This is a genomic window from Duganella sp. BJB1802 (assembly GCF_013369445.1).
In the GTDB taxonomy this organism is placed as follows: Bacteria; Pseudomonadota; Gammaproteobacteria; order Burkholderiales; family Burkholderiaceae_D; genus Rugamonas; species Rugamonas vulcania_A.
The window spans coordinates 158,911-178,742 of sequence record NZ_JABWEF010000013.1 but is presented as its reverse complement, the minus strand read 5'-3'; the positions used below and the strand labels follow the sequence as shown (position 1 = coordinate 178,742).

Genomic DNA, 19,832 nt, shown 5'->3' with positions numbered 1-19,832 from the left:
GATTTTTCCGGGCAGGAAGGTGAAGAATCGCATCTTTTAGGGTATAATTTCAATTTCCCGCACGTGCCGTTCGGCACCATCTGCAATGACCAAATTTGTCTTCGTCACTGGCGGCGTCGTGTCTTCCCTTGGTAAAGGGATTGCCGCCGCCTCTCTCGCCGCGATCCTCGAATCGCGCGGCCTCAAAGTCACCATGCTCAAGCTCGACCCGTACATCAACGTCGATCCTGGCACGATGAGCCCTATGCAACACGGTGAAGTCTTCGTCACCGACGACGGGGCCGAAACCGACCTCGACCTCGGCCACTACGAGCGCTTCATTTCCACCCGGATGAAAAAGGTGAACAACTTCACCACCGGCCAGATCTACGAATCGGTGATCCGCAAGGAACGCCGCGGCGAGTACCTGGGCAAGACGGTGCAGGTGATCCCGCACATCACCAACGAAATCCAGGACTACATCCGTCGCGGCGCCGAAGGCTACGACGTGGCGCTGTGCGAAATCGGCGGCACCGTGGGCGACATCGAATCGCTGCCGTTCCTGGAGGCCGCGCGTCAGCTGAGCCTGCGCGCCGGCCGCAAGAACACCGCCTTCGTCCACCTGACGCTGGTGCCGTTCATCGCCTCCGCCGGTGAGCTGAAAACCAAGCCGACCCAGCACTCGGTGCAGAAGCTGCGCGAAATCGGCATCTCGCCGAACGCGCTGCTGTGCCGCGCCGACCGCGCCATCCCGGAAGACGAGCGCGCCAAGATCTCGCTGTTCTCGAACATCGAAGAGCAGGCCGTGATCTCCGTGTGGGACGTCGACACCATCTACAAAGTGCCGCAGATGCTGCACGACCAGGGCCTGGACGCGATCATCTGCGAGGCGCTGGACCTGAACCCGGCCCCGGCCGACCTGTCGGTCTGGAGCCGCCTGATCTACACGCTGGAACATCCGAAGACCGAAGTGTCGATCGGCATGGTCGGCAAGTACGTGGAACTGACCGAATCGTACAAGTCGCTGACCGAGGCGCTGCGCCACGCCGGCATCCACAACGAATCCAAGGTCAACATCGAGTACATCGACTCGGAAGAGATCGAAACCACCGGCTGCGCCGCGCTGGGCAAGTACGACGCCATCCTGGTACCGGGCGGCTTCGGCAAGCGCGGCGTGGAAGGCAAGATCATGGCCGCGCAATTCGCCCGCGAGAACAAGATCCCTTACCTGGGCATCTGCCTCGGCATGCAGGTGGCGCTGATCGAATACGCCCGCCACAAGGCCGGCCTGACGCACGCCAACTCCACCGAGTTCGACCTGGAAACCTCGCAGCCCGTGGTCGCCCTGATCGACGAATGGCAAGGCCAGGACGGCAAGGTCGAGAAGCGCGACGAGAACTCCGACATGGGCGGCACCATGCGCCTGGGCGCGCAGACCTGCGCCATCAAGCCGGGCACGCTGGCGTCGGAAATCTACGGCGCCGTGGTCACCGAGCGTCACCGCCATCGCTACGAGGCCAACAACCACTACCTGCCGCGCGTGGAAGCGGCCGGCCTGGTGGTCGCGGCCCGCACCCCGACCGAAGACCTGTGCGAAATCATGGAACTGCCGCGCACCGGCGAGAACGCGCACCCTTGGTACATGGGCGTGCAGTACCACCCTGAATTCAAATCGACCCCGCGTGACGGCCATCCGCTGTTCACGTCCTACATCAAGGCAGCACTGGCCCACAAGGCCGCCGGCGGCAACCGCCTGCACGCTGTCACCGATGCCCTGCAAGGAGATGCAGCATGAAACTGTGCGGATTTGACGTTGGCCTCGACCAGCCGTTCTTCCTGATCGCCGGCACCTGCGTGATCGAATCGCGCCAGATGGCGTTCGACACCGCCGGCGCGCTCAAGGAAATGACGGCCGCGCTGGGCATCCCGTTCATCTACAAGTCCTCGTTCGACAAGGCCAATCGTTCCTCCGGTACCTCGTACCGCGGTCCCGGCCGCGACAAGGGCCTGGAGATCCTGGGCGACGTCAAGCGCGAGCTGGGCGTGCCGGTGCTGACCGACGTGCACTCGATCGACGAAATCGCCGAAGTCTCGGCGGTGGTCGACGTGCTGCAGACCCCGGCCTTCCTGTGCCGCCAGACCGACTTCATCGTCGCCTGCGCGGAATCGGGCCTGCCGGTCAACATCAAGAAGGGCCAGTTCCTCGCCCCGCACGACATGAAGAACGTCATCGACAAAGCCCGCCTGGCCGCCAAGGCCAAGGGCCTGAACGAAGACAACTTCATGGCCTGCGAGCGCGGCGCCTCCTTCGGCTACAACAACCTGGTCTCGGACATGCGTTCGCTGGCCATCATGCGCGAATCGAACTGCCCGGTGGTGTTCGACGCCACCCACTCGGTGCAACTGCCAGGCGGTAACGGCACCTCGTCCGGTGGCATGCGCGAGATGGTGCCCGTGCTGTCGCGCGCGGCCGTGGCCGTGGGCGTGGCCGGCGTCTTCATGGAAACCCATCCCAACCCTGCAGAAGCCCTGTCGGACGGCCCGAACGCCGTGCCGCTGGGTCGCATGAAGGAGTTGCTGTCCACGCTGATCGAGCTGGACCGCATCACCAAGAAAGCCGGCTTCCTCGAAAGCAGCTTCAACTAATGCAGCATACCTGGCGTACGGGTTTCCGTATGAGTGGCGCTCGCGCGCCGGGTACAATCCCCGTTATTTCGTCCGCAACGCGCATCAGAACGCGTAGCGACTTCGCATCGCCTAACTTTGGAGAATGACATGAGTGCTATTGTTGACATCATCGGACGTGAAATCATTGACTCGCGCGGCAATCCTACCGTCGAATGCGACGTGCTGCTGGAATCGGGCGTGATGGGCCGCGCCGCCGTGCCGTCGGGCGCGTCGACCGGTTCGCGCGAAGCGATCGAGCTGCGCGACGGCGATCCGAAGCGTTACTTCGGCAAGGGCGTGCTGCAAGCCTGCGAGAACATCAACACCGAAATCTCGGAAGCCATCATGGGCCTGGACGCCAATGAGCAAGCCTTCCTGGACCGCACCCTGATCGACCTGGACGGCACCGAGAACAAGGCCCGCCTGGGCGCCAACGCCATGCTGGCCGTGTCGATGGCCGTGGCCAAGGCCGCCGCCGAGGAAGCCGGCCTGCCGCTGTACCGCTACTTCGGCGGTTCGGGCGCGATGCAGCTGCCGGTGCCGATGATGAACGTGATCAACGGCGGCGCGCACGCCGACAACAACCTGGACATCCAGGAATTCATGATCATTCCAGTGGGCGCGCCGTCGTTCAAGGAAGCGGTGCGCTACGGCGCCGAAGTGTTCCACACGCTGAAGAAGATCCTGCACAAGAAGGGCCTGAGCACCGCCGTGGGCGACGAGGGCGGTTTCGCGCCATCGCTGGCCAACCATGAGGAAGCGATCAAGCTGATCATCCAGGCGATCGAAGAAGCAGGCTACGAGCCGGGCACCCAGATCGCCATCGGCCTGGACTGCGCCGCCTCCGAGTTCTACAAGGACGGCAAGTACGAGCTGGAAGGCGAGGGCCTGAGCCTGACCGCCACCGAGTTCACCAACCTGCTGGCGACCTGGTGCGACAAGTACCCGATCATCTCGATCGAGGACGCGATGCACGAGGGCGACTGGGACGGCTGGGCGATCCTGACCAAGGAACTGGGCAAGAAGATCCAACTGGTGGGCGACGACCTGTACGTCACCAACACCAAGATCCTGAAGGAAGGCATCTCGAAAGGCATCGCCAACTCCATCCTGATCAAGATCAACCAGATCGGCACCCTGACCGAAACCTTCGCCGCCATCGAAATGGCCAAGCGCGCCGGCTACACCGCCGTGATCTCGCACCGTTCGGGCGAGACCGAGGATTCGACCATCGCCGATATCGCCGTTGGCCTGAACGCCCTGCAGATCAAGACCGGCTCGATGTCGCGTTCGGACCGCATGGCCAAGTACAACCAGCTGCTGCGCATCGAAGAAGACCTGGGCGACATCGCTTCCTACCCTGGCCGCGACGCGTTCTATAATCTGAAGTAATTTAGCAAGCGCGGCCGGACCCGTTCCGGCCGCTGTCGACTCCATGCGTCTGATCACCCTCGCACTGGCAGCCCTGCTGCTGTTGATCCAGTACCCGCTCTGGTTGGGGAAGGGGGGATGGCTGCGCGTGAAGGACTTCGAAGGGCAGGTCGACATCGCCCACAAGAAAAACGCGGAACTGATCGCCCGCAACGCCAAGCTCGACTCCGAAGTGCGCGACCTCAAGGACGGCACCGGCGCGGTGGAGGAGCGTGCTCGCTACGAGCTCAGCATGATCAAGCAAAACGAAATCTTCATCCAGATCGTCGGCAAGGGCCAGGCCGCAGCGCCGCCGCCGCTTGCCCCTAAACCTCCCGAAAACTGATCACCCATGGCGATCCGCGCTGGCATACTGCTGATGTTGGCCACGCTTGCCCCCGTCGCGCACGGCGCCGGCGCCTGCACGCCGTTGCGGGTCGGCTATATGGACCAGAACCGTCCGCCGTACTGGATCGGCGAGGGCGAGCAGGTGCCCGAGCCGCCCGGCGCGGCGGTCGACCTGATCCGCAGCGCCGTCATGGAATCCGGCTTCAACTGTCCGCCCACGCTGGTGCGCCTGCCGGTGGCGCGGCTGCGCGTGGCGCTGGAGGCCGGCGACATCGACATGACGCCGCTGGGCGAGCAGCCCAGCTATGCGCCGTCGATCGCGCTGCCGCGCGACAAGGACGGCAACGTCGACCTCAACCGAGCGCTGCACAACACGCTGGTGGTGCTGGTGCGCGCCAGGGACAAGCTGCCGGCCGGCACCAATCCCGGCGAGTATTTCCGCGGCAAGGTGCTGGGCGCGACGCAGGGCAGCAGTGCCAACGCCCGCCTGCGCGAATCCGGCCTGACCGTGGACGACGGCGCCCGCGACCTGGAGCGCAACATCGAGAAGCTCAAGCTGGGGCGGGTGGACGGCGTAGTGGTCAGCCTGGTCAAGCCGGAGCACCTGGCCGCCACCTTGAAGCGCTATCGCGGCGCGGTGGTGCAGCTGCCGCAGCCGCTGATCAACACGCGGTTGTGGCTGGCCTTCAACGCCAGCTACTACCGCGTCCATCCCGCGCAGGTCGAAGCGCTGTGGAGCTGGCTGGACGCGCACCGGGGCCACCTCGGCACCTTCGTGCAACGATACCGGAAAATAGAGCCATGACAAACCATCTGAACCATGTAAGCGCCATCAGCCTGTTCGTCGAGGACGTGGCGGCGACGAAGGCGTTCTACATCGACGTGTTCGGCGCGCCGGTCGTGTATGAGGACGCGGTATCGGCCGCGCTCAAGTTCGACACGCTGATCGTCAACCTGCTGCACACGGGCAGCGCGCCGGAGATCATTGCACCGGGCGTGGTGGCGCCGCGCGAGGCCGGCTCGCGCTTCCAGCTCAGCATCTGGGTGGCGGACGTGGACGCGGTCTGCGCGCATCTGCAACAGCGCGGCGTGACCCTGCTCGCGGGCCCCGTCAACCGCCCGTGGGGCATGCGCACCGCAAACTTCGTCGACCCTGCCGGCCACAGCTGGGAAGTCGCTCAACAACTGGACTCCTAATATGCTGCATCACATCTCATTCGGCGTGCGCGACCTCGCGCTTGCCGGGGCCTTCTACGACGCCGCGCTGGGCGCGCTCGGCTTCCGCCGTGTGTTCGAGGACGACGAGGCCATCGGCTACGGCCTGGAAGACGACAAGGACCTGCTGTGCCTGAAGCTGCGTCCCGACGCCACGCCGCCTGGCGCCGGCTTCCACATGGCCTTCGCCGCGCCGAGCCGCGCCGCCGTCGACGCCTTCCATGCCGACGCGCTGCGCGTCGGCGGCCGCGACAACGGCGCCCCCGGCCTGCGGCCCGACTACGGCGACCATTACTACGCCGCCTTCCTGGTCGACCCGGACGGCCACCGCATCGAAGCGGTCATCAACGGGAGTCCGCGATGACGGTCAAGCGGATAGCGCTCGCGCTATGGATTTTTTGCTGCGCACACGTGGCGCTTGCCGACGAATTGAGGATCCCCGTTCCTGGTGAAGGATGGACGTTGAAGCTGGATGCGCCTGCCATGAGCGAAGTCCCCGCCGCGCGCGAAGGCCATGTCTATAGCGGTAACGCAGGTAAGCTGAATTTATCTCTGCATGTCAGCAAACCCTTGTGCGAAGGCGGCGACAGCGATGACAACCGCTACAAATGCTTCGTCAAGAAGATGCAGAGCTTTCCTTACATCGTCAGTAACTCGGTCAGGGCTAACACGGTAGCTGGCGGCGTGCAGGTGACCTACTTGATAGAAGTGCCGGTAGGCGAGCGCAAGGTGCGCGCATTTAATCTGTACTACCTGTTTGTCAAGAACGGCAAATGGGCCGACCTGCACGTTTCGCTGGTGCAGCCGTCCAAGGATGAACTGGAATCGGTCTTCAAGCTGATCGAGACGGTCACTGTCATCGACGAGAATCCTTCCTTATGAACCAGCGCCGCGGCGAGCAGGCTTGAGCTAGAATAGGCGCCCACATCGTCAGTCGAGTTTTGGTTTGAGAGTCTTGTTTTTTGCAATAGCGCTGGCGACGGCCGGCATCGCCCACGCCGCCACCGTCGGCCCGCACGCCAAGGGCGATCAGGTTGTACGGGCACAAGTGCTGCTCGACCGCGCGCACTTCTCGTCCGGCGAAATGGACGGCGCCTACGGCAGCAATATGCGCAAGGCCGTCATCGGCTTCCAGAAGCTACACCAGCTGCCGCTGACCGGCGTGGTCGATGCCGCCACCTGGACCGAGCTGGAGCGCGACCAGGCGCCCGTGCTCGACACCTACACCATCACCGCGCAGGACGTCGCCGGCCCGTACACGCCGGTCCCGGCCGGCATGATGGCCAAGGCCAAGCTGCCAGCGCTGGGCTACGCCAGCCTGGCCGAGGCGCTGGGCGAACGCTTTCATTGCAGCCCCGAGCTGCTGCGCCGCCTCAATCCCGGCAAATCGCTGGCGCGTGCCGGCACCCAGCTGACCGTGCCCAACGTGGCCGCCGCCAAGCCGCTGCCGAAGGCCAGCTCCCTCCTGGTCGACGCCCACGATGGCACGTTGACCCTGCTCGACGCGGGCGGCACGCCGTTCGCGCAATTCCCCGCCAGCACCGGCAGCAAGCACGACCCGCTGCCCGAAGGCCGCTGGCAGGTGCGCGGCGTGGCCACCAATCCCGAATACCGCTACAACCCCAAGCTGTTCTGGGACGCCAAGGCCGGCGACGCCAAGGCCCGCATCGCGGCCGGGCCCAACAATCCGGTCGGCGTCGCGTGGATCGAGCTGAGCAAGGAACACTACGGCATCCACGGCACGCCCGAGCCGGGCAAGATCGGCAAGACCCAGTCGCACGGCTGCATCCGCCTCACCAACTGGGACGTGATGGCCGTGGTGCACTCGATCGCGCGCGGCGCCGTGGTGCTGCTGCAATAGTGGTGACATTTCAATAGATTTCTTGCTAGAACTTTTTCGTACAATCGGCGGGTCGATTCTCCATGAGAACACCCATCATGTCGCGGACCCTGCTCACCATCGCCTTGCTGTGCGCCTGCGCCAGCGGCCACGCCCAGATCTACAAATGGGCCGACGCCCAAGGCCGCATCCACTACACCGACAACAAGGACGACGCCGGCGACGCCCCGGTGGCCGAGTTGAAGATGAACGGCGAACCGACCGTGCTGCCGGCCCCGCCCGCAAACGGCCCGACTTGGCAGCAGCGCGCGGCCGAGTTCAAACACCGCCAGCAATACAAGCTGCTGGCCCCCGGCTATCGTCCCCGCAAACAGATCGAGCCGGAGAGGGTGGTTGAACGTCAGTCCTGACAGCATTGGCGCCCGTTGTCGCTTACGTGTTTAAATAGTTGCCCAGATTGGCAAGCGCTGTCTGAGCGGATAGGAAGGGGTCTGGTCCTGTATCGGCCAAGAGTGGCCGCCCATGCTAAAAATAGGGGTTTAAAATAGGTGAAAGTTTGAACGACGCTTTATCGTATTGGTCGCCCATATGTGAATTGGTTTCAAATCTACGTTGTTGGGTTCGCGTCTGCGCAAAGGTTGGCAGTGACTCACAAGAGGGACATTGGGGACAGCTACTCACGATTCCGAGTAGAGGCTATCTTGAGGGGCCAGGAGGCCTCTTTCCGTTCCGCGATATTGAATGGGTTGAGATATCAATGAGTCGGGTCAAAGGCGGCATCGCGGGTCATCCACTGAAATTCATAGACGCAAGGGCCGAAATTCTTGCCCATTTGCGCACGACACAGGTCAGCTGGGAGCTCTGCGACAGCACATGGTCGAACGCAGGAACTTTTGAAGATGAATCTGTTGAAGTGGTCCGGATCGCAGGTTTAATTGGGCATATGCAGGGACCGTAATCGGCCACAAGCGGACCGCCAACAATTTGACTTTGAATTTTTATGCATGACATCGTTGCGGACATTACCTTTCTTGATGATGTACCCGAACCTGTAGTCAACGGGGTAAGGGGCGGGTACGCCCCACATCACAAATTTTCGGAATTGGATTGGCTCGCCAGTGGATTCCACCAGTACCAGGATGAGACTCTTCATTTTCCTGGGGAAACCATCGAAGTGAAAATTCGCTTTGTAAGCTGGGAATACTTACGCGACATCGTCCGGCCAGGTGTGCATTTTGAAGTCCGAGAACTGGACAGGGTTATCGGTACTGGGACCGTAAAAGCAGTAAGGGACGGAGGCTTATAGCGGCCAAGAACTGCTCTTCAAAAATGATATGAACATACTTACTTCGACCGGATGGATTCTCGTGGTACTTGCTGTGGTGACGCTTACCCTGGACGCAATCGCCGTTCGAAAGGTATTCGCCTCGCCGTTCGAAAGGTATTCGCCTCGCCGTTCTACGAACCCACGCAGCGGTGGGCACACGCAGCCTTTATCTTGCTTGTGCCAATAATCGGCGCTTACCTAACTTGGTACTTGGCGCGTGAGCACGTTCCACTCTTTCAATCGCCGCCCGTTGACCAAGTGAAGGATATTGACCCTACCTGCGGGGATATTGATTATCATGGATAAAATTGCCGAGACAGCATACGGCCAGTAGCAATGGGATGGACTCCTCCTCACCTGTCGGCGTCTGAGCGCCTAAACTGGAGTTTCGACACAACCAGTTGAGAGAAGGAGTCCACCATGAAGATTATCCGCGTCGGCGTCGATCTGGCCAAGAGTGTCTTTCAAGTGCACGGGGTTGATCGTTGCGAAAAGGTCGTGTGGCGCAAGAAGCTGGGCCGTGCAGAATGGCTCGGGGCGTTGCTGGAAAAAATTGAGCCGGGCTGCGAAATTGGCATGGAAGCCTGTGGTGGCGCATATCACTGGGCCCGGCAATTGCAGAAGCGAGGCTTCACCGTGAAGCTGATCGCACCGCAATTCGTCAAGCCGTACGTGAAGAGCAACAAGAACGACGCGAACGATGCGGAGGCAATTTGCGAAGCAATGAGTCGTCCGAACATGCGCTTCGTCGCGATCAAATCAGTCGAGCAGCAAGACTTGCAAGCGATACATCGGATCAGGGCTGAGTTGTGTAATCAGCGCAGAGCCAAGGGTAACCAGATTCGCGGCCTATGTTCCGAGTATGGCTTGGTAGCTCCAAGGGAAATGATCCAGTTACGAGCAGCCGTGCCTTGCTGGCTAGAGGATATGGAGAATGGTTTGACGCTACGGTTCCGTCGAATGCTGCGCGGCTTGTGGCTTGATCTCATGAACCTGGAACTCAGAGTTAAAGAATTGGATCAGGAAATTGAAATTGCGGCGGCTACCGATCCGGTCGCCGCCAGGTTGCAGCAGTTGCGGGGCGTCGGCCCGATCATCGCTACAGCGATTGTGGCCAACGTCGGCGACGCAAAACAGTTCAGCAGCGGCAGACAGATGGCCGCATCGTTGGGGCTAACGCCACGGCAGAACAGCTCCGGCGGCAAGGAACGATTGCTGGGTATTACGAAACGCGGCGACGCGCAGTTGCGAACGCTGTTGATTCACGGGGCCCGTTCAGTTTTACGAACGGCGGCCAGCAAGAATGATCGGATGAGTCGCTGGGTAACACACATCGCTCAGACGAGGCACCACAACATCGCGGCGGTCGCGCTGGCCAACAAGACGGCGCGTATCGCCTGGGCGATGATGACCAAGGGCACGGACTACCAGCCTGGTCCAGTGGCAGTTTAAGCAGAGAGCAGCTAGTACGTAAAAAGGAGTATCCAACCACGATTGCGAAACAAGCCGTTGATGGCCAACAGGTCGAACCGGCGCCGGCAGAACCCGAGAATGTCTGTGGCCTACGAGCCCGAAGTAGCGATAGGGAGCCGGCGCGCGAATAGCCCATTATGGTCCTTGCCCGACGACGGGCAAAGCAGTTAGAGACCGAATATATGTGAGCAGTCGTACCTACAAAGTCAAAGACGGAATGTTTGCAAACGAGGAGGAGTCCATATACGGCCATTGAATTTTAAATAATAAAATTACGCAATGAAAAATTACTTTTATGTAATAACATTTTTCGGTTGTGTTATTTTTTTGCACTTTTTCAAAAGTTGGCTGCAAGAATATTGCAACGGACCTCGCTGAGTTGGATGCATAGCGTGGTGTTTGGTATTATTATTGCATTCCTGAAATCAACAAATAATTTCGCAGGCGAATGGTTAGGCATCGGCCTGAGCTACGGATATGCTGCATTTTTTTGGATTATTCGTCACAACAATTATAGGTGGATGGTTTTTTCGACTTCGTGCAACAGCCATTAGCGGCGAAGCGCTTGGGTGGCGCGGCGGTATGCAACTTGCCGCACTGGCTTTTGTTTTAATGATGCTTACTTCGCTGACGATCTCGGTGCTACTGCGTAAATAGCATGACCGTGGCGCTGACGGTCAGAAGCGCCGCCCGACCCTTCTTGTGTGTTAATTTTTCAGGATTTTCAGTGTATCGACGCTTATCAAAAAATCTGGTTGTCATGCTTACGAATTTATTTTTGCTTTCTGGCTTATCTACTTCAGCAATCGCTTCGCCGTTACCTGTTACTGATAAAACTGCGAGGATGATTGGCATTGCTGCCACCGTGCCGGAATCTACCCGACGAGTACTTATAGGTATGGTTTCGTACTGTTCACAGTTTGGTGTGAAATCAACTGATGCGTTCACAGGTGCATTTTCTACCTGGCTGCTACGGCACCAAGAGTATCTTGCGGAAAGTGCTCGCGTTAAGGAGGACCTGATTGCTCTTGTCAAGCAAACAGGAAATCCACCTACCTATCTGAAGGAAATCGAGCAAATGTATATGGTCGGAATCCCGAAGATGGTAGCTGCTAAGATTGCAAGAAATACGAATTCAATCGACGTCCTACCAAACGCAGACGCAAAGGCAAGCCGCTGTATGGCTGATGCGAAAATGATCAATGATGGCCTATGGGATTTGAAAGTAAACCACGCCGATGCCGCTCGGTTTCTCGAGGAACGCTTTCTTATACGGAAAAAATAAGCGGAAACTGGTAGTGCACACCATATATGAAGGAATGGTTTTGGCCGAGATCGGCCAATAACGGACCTTCAACAACTGTCGGAATTTGGATGCCAGAATTTTCATGGGAACCGCTAGATTTTCTTGATGCCTTGGGCGTCGTACCTGTAGGCGAGGAGTATGGCATTTCCTATTGCTATTCCGTCGAACGCTCTCCGTTAAATTTAGCTCTCACCATTTGGCCGATGGCGGGTGACGTGGAACTAGCGATTCGATGTGACGGAGTTGCCGAACCAGTGATATTCTTGAATCTCTTAAGTAGCCCTGGGGCGAGAGTAATCAACGGTAAGGACGGTAAATTCATCGAATTCGCTGCGGCTAATTTATTCGCTGGGCGCTACGATATCACGCGTCCGGCCCCTTACGGTTTCCGTCTCAGGCTGGAACCTAGTTGGCAGGTAACGACATTTAGCTATGACGTGTAGTAGATTTGCTGGTTTGGTAGAGCATCTCGAATTGCATTCTAAACTTTGAGGGACTGCTTCGGGGCGTAAGCGATCTGACTACCTCCGCGCCGCTGCGCTAAAATGACAGCGGGAGGTGCATATGACTATTCATCTTGATCATTTGTTGATACCCGTACGCGACAAGATCGCTGCAGCAAAGCAGCTGGCGGAACTGCTGGGTGTGTCCTGGTCGGCAAATGGCGTCGGCCCGTTCGCACCGGTGTTCGTCAACGACGGCCTGACCATCGACTTCGACCAGTGGCCCGAACCCATCCCGCTACAACACTACTGTTTCCGCGTGGAGCAGGCGGACTTCGACGCCATCCTCGGCCGCATCAAGGCCGCCGGCATTCCCTACCGCAGCTCAGTGCATGCCGAGATCGACTATCAGGTCGGCAGCTACAACGGCGGCAGCATCGTCTACTGGAACGAGCCCGGCGGCCATCAGTGGGAAATCCTGACCGTCAGCTACGCCCGGGCCGACGCGTGAGGTGCGCGCCGCGCGCACCAGCGGCCGCTGCGCAAATGCGCGGCGCCGTGTATGCTTGCGTTCCGACTTCTTGAGGGAGCGCAGGTGAAAACGATAGGGCTGATAGGCGGCATGAGCTGGGAATCGACGGTGCCTTACTACCGTCAGGTCAACGAGACGGTGAAGGAACACCTGGGCGGCCTGCACTCGGCCAAGGTGGTGCTGTACAGCGTCGACTTCCACGAAATCGAGCGCCTGCAGCACGCCGGCGACTGGGGCGCGGCCGGCGCCATGCTGGCCGATGCGGCCCGCTCGCTGCGCGCCGCCGGCGCCGACTTCCTGGTGCTGTGCACCAACACCATGCACAAGGTCGCGCCCGCGATCGAGGCGGCGGTGGACATCCCGCTGTTCCACATCGCCGACCCCACGGCCGCCGCCATCAAGCAGGCCGGCCACACGAAGGTAGGCCTGCTGGGCACGCGCTTCACGATGGAGCAAGCCTTCTACAAGGACCGCCTGCGCGCGCGCCACGGCCTCGACGTGATCGTGCCCGGCCAGCACGACCGCGACATCGTCCACCGCATCATCTACGAAGAGCTGTGCCTGGGCCGCATCGTCGACGCCTCGCGCGACGAGTACCGCCGCATCATCGCCGGCTTGGTGGAGCAGGGCGCACAGGCTATCATCCTGGGTTGTACCGAAATCTCGTTGCTGGTCGCGCCGCAGGATGCGGACGTGCCGCTGTTCGACACCACCGCCATCCACGCGCGCACTGCCGCCGAGTGGGCGCTGGCTTAACTCATTGGAGAAAACATGAAACTGATCGGCATGCTCGATTCACCCTATGTCCGCCGCGTGGCGGTGACCTTGCAACTGATGGGCGTGCGCTTCGAGCACCAGTCGCTGTCGGTGTTCAGCACCTTCGATCAATTCCGCCAGATCAACCCGGTGGTCAAGGCCCCGACCTTCCTGGCCGACGACGGCACCGTGCTGATGGATTCAACGCTGATCGTGCAGTACGCGGAAGCGCTGGCCATGCCGTCCAGCCGCCTGACGCCGTCGATGCCGACCGAGCTGTTGCGCTCGCTGCGCGTGCTGGGCCTGGCGCTGGCCGCCTGCGACAAGGGCGTGCAGCTGGTGTATGAAGGCATGGTGCGCCCGACCGCGCACCAGCCGTGGGCCGAGCGCGTGACCGTGCAGTTGCTGGCGGCGTTCGACGCGCTGGAGGCCGAGCTGCGCGCGCATCCGCTGTCGGTGGCGGCGCTGGACCACGCCGGTGTGATGACCGCCGTGACCTGGCACTTCATGCAGCAGATGCTGCCGCAAGTGGTGGACGCGTCGCGCTATCCGCTGCAAGCCGAGTTCTCGCGCCAGGCCGAAGCGCTGCCGGCCTTCCGCGCCGCGCCGCACGGCGACAGCACGTATGTTGCCTAACTAAGCCGCTTAAACTACCCACTCCAGGAAACCATGCCTATCTCCAGCTACCTCAACACCAGCCCCTACCTTGGCGAGAACATCTACCTGCACGCCTCGGCGCAAGTGATCGGCGACGTGCGCGTCGGCCGCGACAGCTCGATCTGGTGCAACACCGTGCTGCGTGGCGACGTCAACCGCATCGTCGTCGGCGAATGCAGCAACGTGCAGGACTTCGCGATGTGCCACGTCTCGCACAAGCACCCCGGCAAGCCCGAGGGCTCGCCGCTGATCATCGGCGACTACGTCACCATCGGCCACTCGGTGCTGCTGCACGGCTGCACCATCGGTAATGAATGCCTGATCGGCATGGGCACCATCATCATGGACGACGTCGTTGTGCAGGACCGCGTGATGGTCGGCGCCGGCAGCCTGGTCCCGCCGGGCAAGGTGCTGGAGAGCGGCCACCTGTACGTTGGCCGCCCGGCGCAGAAGGTGAGGGCGCTCACCGCCGAGGAAATCGCCTACCTGAAGTACTCGGCGGAGCACTACGTGCGCGTCAAAAACAACTACCTGGCGGGTTGAACGCCTATAGTTTCTGGCTGGCCCAGTAGCCGAAATCGACGTCGATGTTTTCCAGCAGCGCCACGAAGTCCGTGGCCTGGCTGGTCATCAGGTCGGCTGATTGCGAGATGAGATTGCCCTGCTTCTCCAGCAGCTTGGACATGGTGTTGGCCTGCCGCAGCTGCGCGTAGTCCTCGGCCAGGATCGCAAACCCCTTGCGCCAGTTCTGGTTCTGCAGCTGCAGCCGCTGCGCTATCGCCGCCTGCATCTGCGTCAACTCGCTCCACACCGACGGATCCCACAGGCGCGCCGCCAGCGCCATCGACAAGGCGCCATTGTTCATCAGGTGGGTGGTGTCCTTTTGGATCAGCCTTTGCGCGGTCATCGCGTGCGCCAGCGGCGCCACCGTGCTGGTGGCAAACGCGGCCGATTCGGCCACGACGTTCTCGTTTTGGATCGGATTCAGGCTGACAGTGGCGGGAAATTTGTTCATTACGTTCTCCATGAATGCGCTCAAGCGCAAAGTCGGTCCAGCATTTTGTGGATGGCCTTGATCTGCACGGCCTCGCGCGAATAGTAGGGCGACTCGGCATACCGGGTGCTGTATCCCCACCAGTCCCAGCAGCCATCCGGGTTCTGAATCTCGCCGTTGTCCGTGCCTTCGGCCTGCGGATACAGCACGATGATGTCGTTGCTCTCGGCGATGTGGTTGTAGCCGGTGGTGGTGAAGTAGCGGTTGCCGTACGGCGGCTGGTTGGCGATGTCGGCGCGGCCGTTGACGTAGTCGGTGTAGTTGTAGCCTTGCTTGCAGCCGTGCAGGGCGATGTGCACGCGCGGCTCGGCCACTTCCCCCGCCAGCACCTTCGACGGAATGTAGGCGTAGCCGAACTTGCTCATGCTGGCCCACGGCGCGTCGTCGCCCAGGAATTCGGTCTGGTCGAAGCACTGCAACTGTCCGGTGAGCTGCTCGGCGGGCGGCTTCAGCGGGCCGTAGATGTGGCGCAGGATGTCGTGCGATTGCATGAAGCCGCCGTTGTTGATGTACGGCGGCTGGTTGGTCGCCAGCTCCGAATCTTCCGGGTTGTCGGTGATGATGCTGTGCCCGGCGGGGATGTTGTCGTGATAGGCGATGTTCTCCTGCTTCACGCCCAGCATCTCGTAGAACTCGCGGGTGCGCCGCACCACGTCGGAATAGACCACGTCGTCCTCGCTGCCGGTGAAGATGTAGAGCCGGTCGTCGGCCAGGTTGGCGACGTCGTCGATCAGGCCGGCCTGGGCCGTGTCGCGCGCCATGCCCGCCAGCCGTTGCGCATCCGGGCTGGTGGCCGGAATCAACGGGTTCATGCAGATGTACAGCGAGTTCTCGATGCGGGAGTCCTGCGGCGTCACCATGCCGCCGGCCTGGTAGGTCTCGGCGCAGCGGAACGGCCCGCCGGCGATGATGCCGGCCCCCGCGAAGCTGGCCGACCGCGCCAGGTGCAGCTGCACGGTCATGAAGGCGCCGGACGAAAGCCCGGAGATGGAATTTTTCTGCTTCGACGCCGCATATGATCCGAGTTGAACAATTTTGCCACTGGCTACCATCGTGGACCTCCTGTTTGAGCTGGGGATGAATTTTCCGGGGGGAACTGGCTAGAAGCGGTATTCTGCGGGCGCTTCGCGCAAGGCTATTGAGCTTTATCAAGATAAGCGAAGAACAATTAGATGCAAGAAAAATAATTATTCTCCACGACTTGTAAATGAGAATCATTATTGTTAATATGTGTTTTTTGCCAGCAATCGCCGTAGGTCCGAGAGCCAGCCGTCACCTCACTCCTGGAACTCTATGGCCGCTATCACTTCGGGCGCCCGGCATACGGCCGCGCCTTTCATCCTTCACGCCGTCACGCTGGCGGTGCTCACCGCGCTGCTGCCGGCCCATGCCGCCGACGCGCCCGCCACGCCCGCGCTGGGCGAGATCCTGGTCAAGGCCAAACGCGACGACAGCGGCAACACCCGCAACGGCGCCACCACCGTCATCGACGCCGAGCAGATCGGCAAGAACAACGCCATCGACCTGGCCAACCTCGCGCGCTATTCGCCGCTGATCAGCGTGCCGTCCGCCGCCAGCGGCTCCGGCAATATCTGGGATGGCGCCGGCAATACCGGCATCAACATCCGTGGCGCCGAAGGCAACCGCGTCAGCCTGGAGCTGGACGGCATCGCGCTGCCCGACGCCGCGCCCAAGCCGGACGCCAATTCCACCAACGCCTTTGGCATCGGCCGCGACTACTTCGATCCCGAGACCTTCCGCGAAGTACGCATCGGCTCCGGCACCAGCCCGGCCGGCGCCGGCACGCCGGGCATCGGCGGCGCGGTCTCGTTCATCACCAAGACGCCGGAAGAGTACCTGGCCACCCGCAAGCTCTACGCCGACTACAAGTTCGGCTATACCTCCGATCATGCGCAGCGCATGCATGCGGTGACCGCCGCCGCCCAGCTCAGCGATCATTTGCAAGGCCTGATCGTCGGCGTGCACCGCGACGGCGAGCAAGGCAAGAGCAAGGGCGGCACGCCGCAGAACCCCGACGACTGGAGCTCGGACGCCGTATTGGCCAAGCTGAACTGGACGCTGGCGCGCGACCAGAAGCTCAACTTCACCATCGACAACTACAAGGCCCAGCACGACCTGGTGTTCGCCAACAAGCTGGCCGCGTCCTACCCGGAAGGCGCGACGCAGGATGCGCGCACCGAGCGCACCCGCTACAGCATCGAACACCATTACACGCCGGGCGCCGGCCTGCTGTTCGACACGCTGGACACCCGCGCCTACACGCAGAACGCGTCGGTGGTGGACCAGACCCGCGCCAGCTACATCACCGGCGGCCAGCCCTACCTGCGCAACATCTCGACCGGCTTCTACAACAACAGCAAGGGCCTGGCGCTGGACGCCACCAGGCAGCTGGCTCCGCTGAGCATGCTGAGCTACGGCATCAGCTACGAGCAGCAGGAGTCGCGCCGTCCGTGGCTGGAAGACCGCACGGTGATCAAGACCGGCGCGCACCAGGTCACCATGAAGAACCGCATGGCCGACATGGACACCGACAAACTGGCCGCCTACCTGCGCGGCGAGTTCGGCTTCACGCTGCTGGGTCGCCAGGCCACGCTGACGCCGGGCCTGCGCGCCGAGCGCCGCAAGCTCACGCCGAAGAACCTGGCGGCCTACCTGATCGCCGTGCCCAGCGCGGCCAGGGAAATCCGGGAGGAGACCGACTCCTTCCTCACGCCCAGCCTGAACCTGTCGGTCGAACTGGCGCCCGGCTTCAGCACGTACGCGCAGTACAGCCGGGGCACGCGCCTGCCGACGGCGGCCGAGCGCACCGGTACCTACGATTCGTTCAGCTACACGGCGGCCGGCAACGCCTACGCCGTGCTGGGCAATCCCAACCTGCAAAAGGAAACCAGCAACGCGTTTGAAATCGGCGTGAAGGGCGCGCCGGCCAACGGCGTGGAACTGAGCGCGTCGGCGTTCTACACCCGCTACAGCAACCTGATCGAATACGCCGCGCAGCCGCTGGACCCGGTCAACTATCCGACCATCACCTTCGGCCTGTATCGGCCGGAAAACGTCGGCAAGGCCAACACCAAGGGCATCGAAGTCAGCAGCCGTTTCCTGCTGGGCCAGTGGGCCGAGGCGATGAAGGGCTACAGCGTGGCGCTGGCCGGCGGCATCTCGCAGGGCACGGCGGAGAACCGCCTGACCGGCAAGCAGGCCGACCTGCCGTCGATCCAGCCCTACAAGGCCAACGCTACCTTCGCCTATGACGATCCGGCGTTGCGCGGCGGCGCGGCCTTCGTGGTCAGCACCGTGCGCGGCAAGAAGGCGGCCGACGATGTAATCGCCGACGCCAGCGGCGCGCGCTTCGCCGTGCCGGGTTCGACGGTGATGGATCTCACCGCCTACTGGAATATCGGCAAGCACGCCGTGCTCAACGCTGGCATCTACAACCTCGGCGACAAGAAGTACTGGGATTACGCCTCGGCGCGCAGCCTGCCGGCCGGCACCAGCGCCGCGACCCTGGCCGATATCGAACGCTACGTCCGTCCGGGCCGCAACTACGCGGTCAACCTCAAAGTGATCTACTAAGGAGTTCTTATGAAAGCACATCACCGTTTTGCCCTGGCGCTGACCGGCGCCCTGATGCTGGCCAACCTGCCGGGCCACGCCGCCAGCCTGTCCGAGCGCTACGACGCGCTGCGCGCCGAACAACCCAGGCTGCAACTGCGCGACGCCGCCAAGACGCTCAACGTCTCCGAAGCCGAGCTGCTGGCCGCCGGCATCGGCAAGACCGTCACCCGCTTGAAGGAAGGCGAGAACGTGCCGCGCGAAATCATGCGCCGCGCGCTGGACCTGGGCACCGTGCTGGCGCTGACCCGCAACGACAACGGCGTGCTGGAACGCACCGGCGTCGCCACGCGCCTGAAGCCGCAGGAAGAAATCACCGGCCTCGACGCCGACAAGGAAAAGGAACGCGAAGCCCGCCTGCGCAACATCGCCGGCGGCTACCTGGGCGGCGAGATCGACCTGCGCTTCACCTTCAAGAACTGGAAGTACGCGTTCGCCGTGGTCCAGCCTGGCAAGGATGGCGTGGTATCACGCAGCCTGCAATTCTTCGACACCCACGGCAACGCCGCGCACAAGATCTACGTGAAGAGCGACGCCGGCGTGCCGGTGTTCGACAAGCTGGTGGCCGAGTTCCGCAACCCGGTGCAGAGCGCCGAGCTGAACGTGGTGGCCATGCCCGCCAGGGCCGCCGAGAAACCGGACAGCGCCGTCGACGTCAAGGAATTGCAGATGGCCTGGAACGAGCTGAGCGACGTGCACCAGTTCAACCGCCTGCTGAGCGAGTTCGGCGTGTCGCGCGAGCAGGCGATGCGTCTGGCGCCGGCCGGCGCGGTGCAGCGCGTCACGCCGCTGGCGGTGCGCCAGCTGCTGGAGGAGTCGGCCAAGCAGAAGCTGGACATCATGGCCTTCCTCGGCAACGAGTCGACCATCCAGATCTACAGCGGCAAGGTGAGCAAGGTGCAGGAGGCGGGCGGCTGGTTCAATGTGCTGGACCCGGACTTCAACCTGCACCTGCGCGACAACGCCTTCAACAGCGGCTACGTCATCAAGCGCGCCGGCGTGACGTCGGTGGAATTCTTCGACAAGAACGGTGAGCTGGTGGTGAGTTTCTTCGGCGTGCGCGAGCGGAACAAGCCGCAGCCGCAAAGCTGGGTCGACATGACCGCCGCGCTGCCCAAGCCCGACACCATAGCGCGCCGATGATTGCTTTAATACTAATGTTTCGCTATGCTGAGCCCCTCATTGAAAAGGG

Annotated in this window: 21 protein-coding genes; 19 read left to right on the top strand and 2 right to left on the bottom strand. The window is 61.8% G+C overall.

Annotated features, from left to right (window positions below):
• Positions 1-85: 85 nt before the first annotated feature.
• From HUX88_RS20725 to HUX88_RS20640, 17 genes are all read left to right on the top strand, one after another.
• Entirely contained in the window at positions 86-1,774 is a 1,689-nt protein-coding gene (locus tag HUX88_RS20725; RefSeq protein WP_176362979.1) for a CTP synthase, read from the top strand.
• Complete coding sequence (kdsA, locus tag HUX88_RS20720) at positions 1,771-2,625, top strand: 3-deoxy-8-phosphooctulonate synthase (RefSeq protein ID WP_176362978.1); 855 nt, start codon at positions 1,771-1,773, stop codon at positions 2,623-2,625. Before HUX88_RS20725 ends, kdsA begins: the two co-directional genes overlap by 4 nt.
• A gap of 129 nt (positions 2,626-2,754) precedes the next feature.
• Positions 2,755-4,038, top strand: coding sequence for a phosphopyruvate hydratase (gene eno, locus HUX88_RS20715; protein ID WP_008451142.1), 1,284 nt, complete (start codon positions 2,755-2,757; stop codon positions 4,036-4,038).
• 43 nt (positions 4,039-4,081) lie between these two features.
• Complete coding sequence (gene ftsB, locus HUX88_RS20710) at positions 4,082-4,402, top strand: cell division protein FtsB (protein WP_117014784.1); 321 nt, start codon at positions 4,082-4,084, stop codon at positions 4,400-4,402.
• 6 nt (positions 4,403-4,408) lie between these two features.
• Positions 4,409-5,209 carry an ABC transporter substrate-binding protein gene (locus HUX88_RS20705; RefSeq protein WP_176362977.1) on the top strand — a complete coding sequence of 267 codons (801 nt, stop codon included), beginning with the start codon at positions 4,409-4,411 and terminating at the stop codon, positions 5,207-5,209.
• Positions 5,206-5,601: a VOC family protein gene (locus HUX88_RS20700; RefSeq protein WP_176362976.1), complete on the top strand. Its 396-nt coding sequence runs from the start codon at positions 5,206-5,208 to the stop codon at positions 5,599-5,601. Before HUX88_RS20705 ends, HUX88_RS20700 begins: the two co-directional genes overlap by 4 nt.
• A 1-nt stretch (position 5,602) precedes the next feature.
• Positions 5,603-5,983: a VOC family protein gene (locus tag HUX88_RS20695; protein ID WP_176362975.1), complete on the top strand. Its 381-nt coding sequence runs from the start codon at positions 5,603-5,605 to the stop codon at positions 5,981-5,983.
• Complete coding sequence (locus HUX88_RS20690; protein ID WP_176362974.1) at positions 5,980-6,501, top strand: hypothetical protein; 522 nt, start codon at positions 5,980-5,982, stop codon at positions 6,499-6,501. The genes HUX88_RS20695 and HUX88_RS20690 overlap by 4 nt, the downstream gene beginning before the upstream one ends.
• Before the next feature lie 64 nt (positions 6,502-6,565).
• Positions 6,566-7,480: a L,D-transpeptidase gene (locus HUX88_RS20685; protein ID WP_176362973.1), complete on the top strand. Its 915-nt coding sequence runs from the start codon at positions 6,566-6,568 to the stop codon at positions 7,478-7,480.
• 77 nt (positions 7,481-7,557) lie between these two features.
• Complete coding sequence (locus HUX88_RS20680) at positions 7,558-7,869, top strand: DUF4124 domain-containing protein (protein ID WP_161095417.1); 312 nt, start codon at positions 7,558-7,560, stop codon at positions 7,867-7,869.
• 590 nt (positions 7,870-8,459) lie between these two features.
• Positions 8,460-8,765: a hypothetical protein gene (locus tag HUX88_RS20670; protein WP_176362971.1), complete on the top strand. Its 306-nt coding sequence runs from the start codon at positions 8,460-8,462 to the stop codon at positions 8,763-8,765.
• A 441-nt stretch (positions 8,766-9,206) separates the two neighbouring features.
• Positions 9,207-10,238: an IS110 family transposase gene (locus HUX88_RS20665; protein ID WP_117015635.1), complete on the top strand. Its 1,032-nt coding sequence runs from the start codon at positions 9,207-9,209 to the stop codon at positions 10,236-10,238.
• A 679-nt stretch (positions 10,239-10,917) separates the two neighbouring features.
• Positions 10,918-11,544, top strand: a complete 627-nt coding sequence (locus HUX88_RS20660; protein ID WP_176362970.1) for a hypothetical protein — start codon at positions 10,918-10,920, stop codon at positions 11,542-11,544.
• A 585-nt stretch (positions 11,545-12,129) separates the two neighbouring features.
• Positions 12,130-12,519: a VOC family protein gene (locus HUX88_RS20655; protein ID WP_176362969.1), complete on the top strand. Its 390-nt coding sequence runs from the start codon at positions 12,130-12,132 to the stop codon at positions 12,517-12,519.
• 84 nt (positions 12,520-12,603) lie between these two features.
• Complete coding sequence (locus HUX88_RS20650; protein WP_176362968.1) at positions 12,604-13,296, top strand: aspartate/glutamate racemase family protein; 693 nt, start codon at positions 12,604-12,606, stop codon at positions 13,294-13,296.
• Positions 13,297-13,311: 15 nt separating this feature from the next.
• Entirely contained in the window at positions 13,312-13,932 is a 621-nt protein-coding gene (locus HUX88_RS20645) for a glutathione S-transferase family protein (protein WP_117014794.1), read from the top strand.
• Between the two features lie 33 nt (positions 13,933-13,965).
• Positions 13,966-14,496: a gamma carbonic anhydrase family protein gene (locus HUX88_RS20640; protein WP_117014795.1), complete on the top strand. Its 531-nt coding sequence runs from the start codon at positions 13,966-13,968 to the stop codon at positions 14,494-14,496.
• A gap of 4 nt (positions 14,497-14,500) precedes the next feature.
• On the opposite strand, the gene HUX88_RS20635 is transcribed toward HUX88_RS20640, so the two are convergent.
• Positions 14,501-14,968, bottom strand: a complete 468-nt coding sequence (locus HUX88_RS20635) for a hypothetical protein (protein ID WP_117014796.1) — start codon at positions 14,966-14,968, stop codon at positions 14,501-14,503.
• Positions 14,969-14,988: 20 nt separating this feature from the next.
• Complete coding sequence (locus HUX88_RS20630; protein ID WP_229213394.1) at positions 14,989-15,969, bottom strand: poly(3-hydroxybutyrate) depolymerase; 981 nt, start codon at positions 15,967-15,969, stop codon at positions 14,989-14,991.
• Positions 15,970-16,300: 331 nt separating this feature from the next.
• Here HUX88_RS20630 and HUX88_RS20625 point away from each other — a divergent pair, with 331 nt between their 5' ends.
• Together HUX88_RS20625 and HUX88_RS20620 are read left to right on the top strand one after the other, a co-directional pair.
• Entirely contained in the window at positions 16,301-18,601 is a 2,301-nt protein-coding gene (locus HUX88_RS20625; protein ID WP_176362967.1) for a TonB-dependent receptor domain-containing protein, read from the top strand.
• Between the two features lie 9 nt (positions 18,602-18,610).
• Positions 18,611-19,783 (top strand): hemin-degrading factor, encoded by a 1,173-nt coding sequence (locus tag HUX88_RS20620; protein ID WP_176362966.1) that lies wholly within the window; start codon positions 18,611-18,613, stop codon positions 19,781-19,783.
• Positions 19,784-19,832: the final 49 nt, after the last annotated feature.

Coding starts and splice junctions, on each gene's coding strand:
- HUX88_RS20725 (WP_176362979.1), top strand. CDS start 86: ATGACCAAATTTGTCTTCGTCACTGGCGGCGTCGTGTCTTCCCTTGGT.
- kdsA (WP_176362978.1), top strand. CDS start 1,771: ATGAAACTGTGCGGATTTGACGTTGGCCTCGACCAGCCGTTCTTCCTG.
- eno (WP_008451142.1), top strand. CDS start 2,755: ATGAGTGCTATTGTTGACATCATCGGACGTGAAATCATTGACTCGCGC.
- ftsB (WP_117014784.1), top strand. CDS start 4,082: ATGCGTCTGATCACCCTCGCACTGGCAGCCCTGCTGCTGTTGATCCAG.
- HUX88_RS20705 (WP_176362977.1), top strand. CDS start 4,409: ATGGCGATCCGCGCTGGCATACTGCTGATGTTGGCCACGCTTGCCCCC.
- HUX88_RS20700 (WP_176362976.1), top strand. CDS start 5,206: ATGACAAACCATCTGAACCATGTAAGCGCCATCAGCCTGTTCGTCGAG.
- HUX88_RS20695 (WP_176362975.1), top strand. CDS start 5,603: ATGCTGCATCACATCTCATTCGGCGTGCGCGACCTCGCGCTTGCCGGG.
- HUX88_RS20690 (WP_176362974.1), top strand. CDS start 5,980: ATGACGGTCAAGCGGATAGCGCTCGCGCTATGGATTTTTTGCTGCGCA.
- HUX88_RS20680 (WP_161095417.1), top strand. CDS start 7,558: ATGTCGCGGACCCTGCTCACCATCGCCTTGCTGTGCGCCTGCGCCAGC.
- HUX88_RS20670 (WP_176362971.1), top strand. CDS start 8,460: ATGCATGACATCGTTGCGGACATTACCTTTCTTGATGATGTACCCGAA.
- HUX88_RS20665 (WP_117015635.1), top strand. CDS start 9,207: ATGAAGATTATCCGCGTCGGCGTCGATCTGGCCAAGAGTGTCTTTCAA.
- HUX88_RS20660 (WP_176362970.1), top strand. CDS start 10,918: ATGACCGTGGCGCTGACGGTCAGAAGCGCCGCCCGACCCTTCTTGTGT.
- HUX88_RS20655 (WP_176362969.1), top strand. CDS start 12,130: ATGACTATTCATCTTGATCATTTGTTGATACCCGTACGCGACAAGATC.
- HUX88_RS20645 (WP_117014794.1), top strand. CDS start 13,312: ATGAAACTGATCGGCATGCTCGATTCACCCTATGTCCGCCGCGTGGCG.
- HUX88_RS20640 (WP_117014795.1), top strand. CDS start 13,966: ATGCCTATCTCCAGCTACCTCAACACCAGCCCCTACCTTGGCGAGAAC.
- HUX88_RS20635 (WP_117014796.1), bottom strand. CDS start 14,968: ATGAACAAATTTCCCGCCACTGTCAGCCTGAATCCGATCCAAAACGAG.
- HUX88_RS20630 (WP_229213394.1), bottom strand. CDS start 15,969: ATGACCGTGCAGCTGCACCTGGCGCGGTCGGCCAGCTTCGCGGGGGCC.
- HUX88_RS20625 (WP_176362967.1), top strand. CDS start 16,301: ATGGCCGCTATCACTTCGGGCGCCCGGCATACGGCCGCGCCTTTCATC.
- HUX88_RS20620 (WP_176362966.1), top strand. CDS start 18,611: ATGAAAGCACATCACCGTTTTGCCCTGGCGCTGACCGGCGCCCTGATG.